The sequence below is a fragment of the Lentzea sp. NPDC102401 genome, assembly GCF_044765805.1.
GTDB classification, from domain to species: Bacteria; Actinomycetota; Actinomycetes; order Mycobacteriales; family Pseudonocardiaceae; genus Lentzea; species Lentzea sokolovensis.
The window spans coordinates 94,114-103,234 of record NZ_JBIWKS010000020.1 but is presented as its reverse complement, the minus strand read 5'-3'; the positions used below and the strand labels follow the sequence as shown (position 1 = coordinate 103,234).

The window sequence follows — 9,121 nt, the reverse complement described above, 5'->3', positions numbered from 1 at the left end:
TCAGGCGAGCGCATCGGGAACCTCCCGGTTGGCCAGGACCGCTTCCAGCAGTGCGGCGCGCGCACCGACGTCGAAGGAAGGGGGTCCGATCACCGTCACGGGCACGGCCGGGGGTTGCGGGGTGCTCGTCTCCGGCACCCAGTAACGCTCGCGTGCGAACGGATAGGTGGGCAGCGCCAGCACTCGCCGTTCACCGGACGGATGCAGGCTCACCCAGTCGACCGCGCGTCCTTCGCACCACAGCGCGAGCACCCGGTTGAGATCGCCGCTCCGCAGGGCGGCGGTGACTTCCGGCTCCGTTTCGCGGTCGCGGCGCACGGCCGCACCACGCGCCCGGCGCAGGCTTCCCGTGTGCAGGCCCGTGCCACCCGCGAGGAACGCGGTGAGCGCGGCGACGACCTCTCCGACGTCACGGGCGACGAAGCCCAGCCGGTGCTCCATCTCCTCCCTGCCGACCTGCAGCGTGAAGGCCAGGTCCGCGAGCGAGGGCGAGTTCTCGCCGAGGAAGGCGCGCAGGTCCTCGGCACGAGCCGCGAGGCGGTCCGCGTCACGGGCCGAGAGGACGATCGCCTGCGGTTCGGCAGTCGGCGCCGGTTCCGGTCGTGACGGTGGGGCTTCCAGGACGACGTGGGCGTTGACCCCGCCGAACCCGAAGCTGCTGACACCGGCCCGCAACGGCAACTCGGTGCCTGAAGCATCGGTCACCGGCTGCCAGGGGCGTGATTCGCGCAGGACCTCGAACCCACTGCCGTCGAGCTTCAGGTGCGGGTTCAACTGGTCGAGGTGCGGCACCGCCGGCAGCTCGCGGTGGTCCATCTGCCGCAACACCTTGACCACACCCGCCAGGCCGGCCGCCGCCTCGGCGTGGCCGATGTTCGCCTTCACCGCACCGAGAGGGCGCGTGGCCGAGCCACCGAGGTTCCGGTACGCGGTGGTGAGCGCGTCGACCTCGACCGGGTCACCCAGTGCGGTGCCCGTGCCGTGCGCCTCGACGTAACCGATGCTGTCCGGGTCGATGCCGTGCATGGCCGTCTGGATCACCTCGGCCTGCGCCGAGGCGTTGGGGGCGGTGAGCGAGGCCGCCCGGCCACCGTGGTTCTCCGCCGTGCCGAGAACGACACCGTGAATGGTGTCGCCATCGCGCAGCGCCGCGGACAACGGCTTGAGCAACACCGCCGCCACGCCCTCCGCACGGACGTATCCGTCGGCGTCCGCGGAGAAGGTCTTGCAACGCCCGTCGGGGCTGAGCATTCCCGCGGCCCGCGTCGAGACGAACGTGTCGACGCTCAGCAGCAGGTTCACCCCGCCGGCCAGCGCCATGGCACAACGCCCGGACCGGATGCTCTCGACCGCGCGGTGCAGCGCCACCAGCGAACTGGAGCACGCCGTGTCGATCGGCTCGCTCGGTCCCCGGACGTCGAGCAGGAACGAGATCCTGTTCGCCAGCACGGCGTGCGAGTTGCCGGTCGCCGTGTAGCCGTCCGGCTCGACACCGCTCGCGTTGAGCAGGTGGTGGTAGTCCGTACCGGACACCCCGAAGAACACACCGGTGTCCTCAGGCAGCCGTGCGGGCGAGTAGCCGGCGTTCTCCAACGCCGTCCACACCGTCTCCAGCGCGAGCCGCTGCTGCGGGTCCATGAGTTCGGCTTCCAGGCGGGACAACGAGAAGAAGCCCGCGTCGAACCGGTCGACGCCGTCGATCAGCCCCGCGTACTTCGGGAAGTCCGCGCGTGCCACGACATCGGCGTAACGGCCGTCGAACCGGTCAGCCGGATAGGAAGAGACGAGATCCGCGCCTTCGCTGAGGCGTTCCCACAGGGATTCCGGATCGTCCGCACCGGGGAACCTGCCGGCGACACCGATGATCGCGACAGCGTCGGTCTCCTGTTCGGCCGGAGGCAGCGCCACCGGGAGGGCCTGAGGAAGTGACGACGGCACAGCGGGAACGAGAGCTGCCGGAGCGGACGTCCCGACCTCGTCGGCCAACTTGCCGACGAGACCGCGGATGTTGGGGTGCTGGAAGAACACCGCCGGGCTCAGGTCGACGCCGAGCCGGCCACCGAGTTCCTGGGCGAGCGAGGCCAGGCTGATCGACTCGAACCCGAACGCAGGGAAGTGCGTGTCGAGGTCGATGTCGGCCGGGTCGGTCTTGAGCAGCGCGGCGACGGTCTCGCGAACCTGGGCGGTCAGCCGGTCCCGGACCGCGCCGTCCCCGTCCCCCACGCCGGTGACCGCGGCCGGCGCGTTGCCGAACTCCACGCCCTCCCATCGGCCCAGCACCGCTCCGGTCTCGTCGAGCAACCGCACGTCGAACTCGGAACCCCTGCCCTCCAGCACGATCGCCCTGGTGCGGCCGAGATCGGCGCCCTCCGCGGAGCGAATCCGCACGACAGTCGCGTCGGCGTCCGAGGTGAGGTACTGCACGCCCTGCACCAGCCCGTTGAGCACCCAGGCCGGAACCCGGACGCGCCGCTTGTGCGGATCCTGGGACAGCGCGGGTTCCGCGACGCGGACGAGCAGCCGTCCGCCGATCTCCGCGACACCCTCGACCACCCTGGCGTAGGGCCGGGCGTCCACCCCCAGTTCGCCGAGCTTCGCGTAGAACGCCTGCTCGTCGAGCGAGAGCGGGGTGCCGATCACGGAGTCGTTCTGTCGCAACGGTTCCGTCGCAGCCACGAGATCGGCGCCGAACACGACGGTGCCGTCCTGGTCGTGCAGTTCGGCGCGGTTCGCGCCGAGCTTCCACGTGAGCAGCTGTTCCCGCGACGGATCAGGCAGCGCGGCCCAGCGCGCGTCACGCACGGCCCAGCCGTCCCCGAGTCCGGCGACCTCGGCGAACGCGAGCGCGCCGTCCACCAGTGCGACTGTGGCGTAACGCTTTTCGCGCCGCACCGAGTAGACGTAGTCAAGCAGTTCGTCACCGCGCAGTGCGAGCCGGTAACGAACGCCGTCCAGATCGGACTCGTTGACGCCGACCCACGGGTGCACCCGCCGCGCGAACGCGATGGGGTCCAGCACGCTCGGCGCGTCGTCGAACTCCGGGTACCAGCACCGGACGCGCTCGAACGGGTAACCGGGCAGCGACAGCTTCGCGGGCCTGGTCCCCTGCGGCCACAGCACGTCCCAGTCGACAGCCGCACCGGCGGTCCACACCACCGCGAGCGCACCGAGGTCCGTCCCGGCAAGCGCGTTCTCCACGTCCGCCTCGTCCGGCGGATCGGTCACGCCCATCGTGCTCGGCACGAACCACACGCCGTCGAGCACGACCGGACTCGTCCAGTCCACTTCGGACAGAGCGGCGAGCTTGGACACCACTGCGTCGACGTCCGCGGCGACGAACGCCACACGGGACGACATCTCGTTCTTGCCCGTCTGCAACGTGAAGGCAAGGGCGTCCAACCCGGGCCGCGACGCCACCACGTGCGCATGCAGGTCACGCACCACACGTCCCAGTGCCTGCGGCGTGGCCGCCGAGCAGACGATCAGGCGTGGCAGTCCGGACTCGACCACCGGCTGGACCACGTCTTCGTGCTCCTCCACGACGATGTGCACGTTCGCGCCGCCGGCTCCGATCGAAGTGACGCCGGCACGCCGGGGCACCGTCTGCCCGTCGAGCACAGGACGCGCCCACTCGGTGCGCTCGTGCTGCACGACGAACGGGGTCTCGGCGAAGTCGATCGCCGGGCTGAGGGTCTCGGAGTGCAGCGACTTCACGATCGTCCGGTGCTTCAACTGCAGCAGGACCTTCGTCAGGCCGACGATGCCCGATCCCGACAGCAGGTGGGCGATGTTGGACTTCACCGAGCCGAGCGCGCAGAAGCCCCGGTCGGCGGTGTCCCGGCGGAACGCGCTCGTCGCGCCGCGGATCTCGATCGGGTCACCCAGCGACGTCGCCGACCCGTGGCCTTCGAGATAGCTGATCGTGCGCGCGTCCACTCCCGCGTCGTCCAGCGCCTTCTCGATGGCACGGCCCTGCTGCACCGGACTGGGCACGGTGAACCCGTTGCGCACGCCCGCGTTCGTCATGCCGCTGCCCCGGATCACGCCGTAGACGTGGTCGCCGTCGGCCACCGCTTCGGCGAGCGGCTTGAGCACGACCATGCCGACGCCCTCACCGAGCACCGTGCCGTCCGTGCCGACGCCGTAGCTGCGCAGGAGGTCGGCCGTCTTGCTGGTGAAGTGGGCCTGGGAGGTCCCGATCAGGTCGTAGGGGTGCAGCATCAGGTTGATGCCGCCGACGACGGCCATCCGGCACTCGCCGGCCCGCAGCATCCGCACGGCCTGGTGCACGCACGTCGACGAGGACGCGCACATCGTGTCGAGGAACATCGACGGCCCGGTGAAGCCGTAGAAGTACGACAGCATGTTCGCGAACACGCCGATCTCGCTGCCGCTCGTGGCCGTGCCGCGCATGAGCATGTTCTGGAAGCCGTACAACGAGTAGCTGTTGTTCATCGACCCGACCAGCACGCCGACGTCGCCCTGGTAGCGGCGCTGGATCGTCTCGCGGGAGTAGCCCGCGTCCTCCAGCGCGGTGACGCCCGCCTGCAGCAGCAGCCGCACCTCGGGTGAGAGCAGTTCGGCCTGTCGCTGGGAGAGGGAGAAGTACCGCGGGTCGAACGCGTCGATGTCGCGCAGGAACGTCCCGGACTTGACCACGGACTTGCCCGGCACGTCACGCTCGCCGTAGTAGATGTCCTGCTGGCGCCACCGGTCCTGGGGCGGCGGCTCGAAGCTGTGCCTGCCCTCGCTGAGCAGCTCCCAGAACTCGTCGAGCGTGTCCGCGCCGGGATAGCGGCCGGACATGCCGATCACCGCGATGTCGTGGTCGCCGTGCTCGGCCACAGGACGTTCCCTGGTCTCGACCCGTGCGACGGGTGCGGGTGGAATGACGGGCTCCTCGATCACCTGCTCCTGCGGCACCTCCGGCGCCGGGTCCCCGGCGGGCGCGAACAGCTCCACGAGCCTCGGCCGGTGCTCGGCGAGGAGGTATCCCGCCACGCCTCGCAGGTCTACGTGCTCGAAGAACAGCGTCTTCGGCAACGATCCGAAGTCGTCCTCCAGCCGGCTGGTCACGTCCACGATGACGAGCGAGTCGATGCCGTAGCGCTCCAGCTTCTGGTCGGCCCGGATGCGCTCCGGTTCCTGACCGGTCAGCTCGGCGAACAGGTGCCGCAGGTGCTCCTCGGTGCGAGCCGTCAGCGTTCGATCGTCCATTTCGGACTTCACGGCGACAGCGGCAGCGCGCTGGACGGGCGCGTCCTTCGTGAGACCCGAGTAGCGGCGCAGTTTCGGCGCGTCGCCGTACAGGACGATGCGCTGTGAGGGAGCGTCGACGCCCAGTGCCCGTTCCAGCGCCCCCAGTGCCGCGGTGGTCGGCAACGGGACGGTGCCCGTCGTCTTGCGCAGATAGGCCTCGGTCGCCGGGTCGACGCGCATGCCGCCCTCGGCCCACAGCGGCCAGTCGACGGCGCGGACGACGTGGCCGGACGATCGCGCGGCCCAGGCGTCCAGGAAGGCGTTCGCCGCCGCGTACCCGGTCTGGGCCGCACCACCGAACGCACCCGCGACCGACCCGAACACGAGCAGGAAGCCGACGCCGCGCTCGCGGCACACCTCGTCGAGGTGCGCGGTGCCGGCCAGCTTGGGAGCCAGCACCGGTGCGGTGGTCTCCAGCGGGGTCTTCACGAGGTAGCCGTCGTCGAGCACCCCGGCCGCGTGGAAGATGCCGTCGATACGGCCGAAACGCTCGCTGATCGCGTTCGCGGCGGCACGCACGCTCGCCAGGTCGGTCACGTCGGCCTGCTGGTAGGCGATGCGGTCGCCCAGATCGGCGACCTGGGCGCTCCCGGACCGTCCGCTCAGCACGACGGTCGCGCCGTACCGAGTGCTCAGGTGCGACGCGATCAGGCGGCCGACACCGCCCGCGCCACCGGTGATCCAGTAGACACCGCCGTCGCGCAGCAGCGACTCGCCGCCGGAGGTGACCGGCAGTTCCTCCGTCTCGCGGGTCAGGCGACCGCCCGAGACGTCGTAGGCGACCTCGACGTCGTCGGAACCGGCCTCGGCGCGCACGATCTTCTCGAACCGCGCGGCGTCGACCGGGCCGTCGACCAGCACGAGCTTGCCCCGGACCGCCGGGTTCTCCTTGTGCAACGACTTCAGCACCGCGGCGAGCGGCGCGAACACCAGGTCGCCGGGACGGCCCGGCGCGATCACGACCACCGTCCGTCCCGACGGCCCAGGCCTTTCCAGCAAAGCCTTCAGGTGCCGGTAACACGCGTCGAACACGACCTTCGCGGAATCCGCTGGGGCGTCCCCGAGTTCCCTCGGCAGCGGCAGGACCTCGGCGTCGAGCCGCCCGGCAACGGACTGGCCCAGCACCGCGTCGAGCACGACGAGCGGCCCGGCGGGCGCGGTCTCCGTGACGGGCTCAGCCGCACGCCACACCTGGTGTGCCTCGACGAGCGTGCCGTCCACCGGCTCGGCCGCGTCGGCCTTCTTGGCCGCGAGCGGGCGATGCGTGTAGCCGCGCAGCCGGGCGCACAACGTCCCGTCCTCGCCGAACACGTCCAGGTCCACTTTGGACTCACCGGAGGCGCGGAGCACCGCGTGCGTGATCCGGCCGACCGGTGCCAGCAGCGTCAGCTCGTCGAGCGCGAACGGCACGGCCACCGCGTCGGGGTTGCGCCAGCCGGACTCGTCCGCGCCCAGGGCGAGAACGGCCTGCAGCGCGCTGTCGAGCACGACCGGGTGCAGCAGCCAGCCGGACGCCGCCCGCGCGGGCACCTGGATCCGGGCGAGCACGCCCTCCTCACCGCGCGACACCTTCTCCAGGCCGCGCAACGCGGGCCCGTGCTCGATCCCGCTGGCGCGCAGAGCCGCATACCCACGATCAACGTCGACTGTCAGCGGGAACCGGGCGGAGAGGTCTCCGGCGGTCTCGCCACCGGCCTGACCCGAAGTCAGATGTCCAGTGGTGTAACGGTTCCCGGAGTCGTCGAGAACCGTGAAGCCGAAACCGCCGTCACGGGGTTCCAGCCGCAGTCGCACGACCAGCCGCTCCCCCGTGACCGTCAGCGGCCGGAGCCAGCCGACGTTGCGCACGCTCGGCACCTCGATCCCGCCGATCCGTTCGGCGGCGGCGAGCACCAGACCGAGCACGGCGACACCGGGGACCACCGGAACGCCGTTCACGACGTGGTCACGGATGACGTCCTGGCCGGCCTCGAAGGTCAGCGGGAAGGTCCAGCCACCGTTCTCCTCCACGCCGGCACCGAGCGACGGGTGGCCTGCGGCCTCCAGCGGCCGGAACCAGTACGGCGTGCGCGCGAACGCGTAGCCCGGCAGGTGGATCCGCCTGCCGGTCGCGGGCCACGCCGACCAGTCGACCGGGAGGCCACGAACCCAGGCTCGGGCGAACTTCTCCGTGCGGCCCTGTTCACGCCACACCGCCACCAGGTCCGTCAGGTCGCTCTCGTCGAGCACGGCGACCTGCTCGTCCTCGGCCTGCCCCCGCACGCTGTCCCCGCGCACCTCGCCACTCTCCGAGAACGCTTCGAGCTGCTCGGCCCAGTCAGCTAAATCCTGGGCGCGGAAAGCCACTCGCACGGGCAACGGCACGCGGCCGTGCCTCAGCGTGTGCGCGATGTCGGTCAACGAGGGCGGCGCGTCCTCCGTCAACCGCGTGCGCACCCACTCCGCCAGATCGGCGCACGTCTCGCGCAGCCGGTCGTCGTCCCAGGCGGACACCGGCAGCCATTCGTCCTCTTCGGACGGTGGCGTCGACTCCACGGCGGGAACGGACTCCAGCACGGCGTGCGCGTTGGTGCCCGCGAAACCGAACGAGCTCACTCCGGCACGCAGCGGCTCGCCGTCCGGTGCGGTCCACTCGGACAGTTCGCCGACGACGCGGAACGGCGACCCGGTCAGGCTGATCAACGGGTTCAGGCGCTCGAACCCGACGGTGGCCGGCAACCGGCCGTGCCTCATCGAAGCGATCACCTTGAGCAGACCGGCGACCCCGGCCGCACCTTCGAGGTGACCGATGTTCGTCTTGACCGAGCCGAGGCCGCAGTGGTGCTCCTCGCCCGTGTCGCCGAGCTCGGCGAACGCCTTCTTCAGGCCTCGCACCTCGATCGGATCACCGACCGGCGTTCCCGTGCCGTGTGCTTCGACGTAGCTCACCGACGCCGGGTCGATGCCGGCCCGCCGGTAGATGTCGACGATCAGCTCTGCCTGCGCGTCGGGGTTGGTGACGGTGAGCGAACTGGTGCGGCCGCCGTGGTTGCTGCCGATGCCGCGCACGACCGCGTGCACGGAGTCGCCGTCCCTGAGCGCGTCGGCGAGCCTCTTGAGCAGGAGGACGCCACCGCCCTCGCCGCGCACGTACCCGTTGGCCTCCGCGTCGAAGACCTTGCTCCGACCGGCCGGCGAGAGCATGCCCGCCTTGCTGAACGCGACGAAGTGCCGTGGCGACCAGACGAGGTTGACGCCGCCGGCCAGTGCCTGGTCGCAGTCGCCCGCCTGCAACGCCTGCACGGCCTGCTGCACCGAGACCAGCGAACTGGCGCACGCGGTGTCGTTGACCACGCTCGGGCCGCGGAAGTCGAAGAAGTGCGAGACGCGGTTGGCGATGACCGCGTACGCCGCGCCCGTCGGGTAGTAAGCGTCAATCGTGGTGAGCTCCTGCTCGACCAGTTCGGCGTAGTCCCAGTGACACACCCCCATGAACACTCCGGTGCGCGAACCCGCCAGCCGGTCGGCGCGGTGGCCCGCGTCCTCGACGGCGTGCCAGCTCAGTTCGAGGGCCAGCCGCTGCTGCGGGTCCATCAGCCGTGCCTCGCGCGGGGAGATGCCGAAGAAGTCGGCGTCGAAGCACTCGACGTCGTCGACGAAACCGCCCCAGACGCTGGCCGTCTTGTCGCCGTCCCGGCGTGGGTCGCCCGCGAAGTCCGAAGCGCGCCAACGCTTCTCCGGCACTTCACTGATCAGTGAGCGCCCCTGTTCGAGGTTCGCCCAGAACTCGTCGGCGTTGCGCGCACCGGGCAGCCTCAGTGCCTGGCCGACGACCGCGATCGCGGTGTCCTGCGCGCCGGAAGTGTGCTGTGTCATGGAAGTT

General features: G+C 70.8%; 1 protein-coding gene. It reads right to left on the bottom strand.

Going from position 1 to position 9,121, the window contains the following annotated elements:
* Positions 1-9,114: an SDR family NAD(P)-dependent oxidoreductase gene (locus ACIRG5_RS44620; RefSeq protein ID WP_402916879.1), complete on the bottom strand. Its 9,114-nt coding sequence runs from the start codon at positions 9,112-9,114 to the stop codon at positions 1-3.
* Positions 9,115-9,121 lie beyond the last annotated feature (7 nt).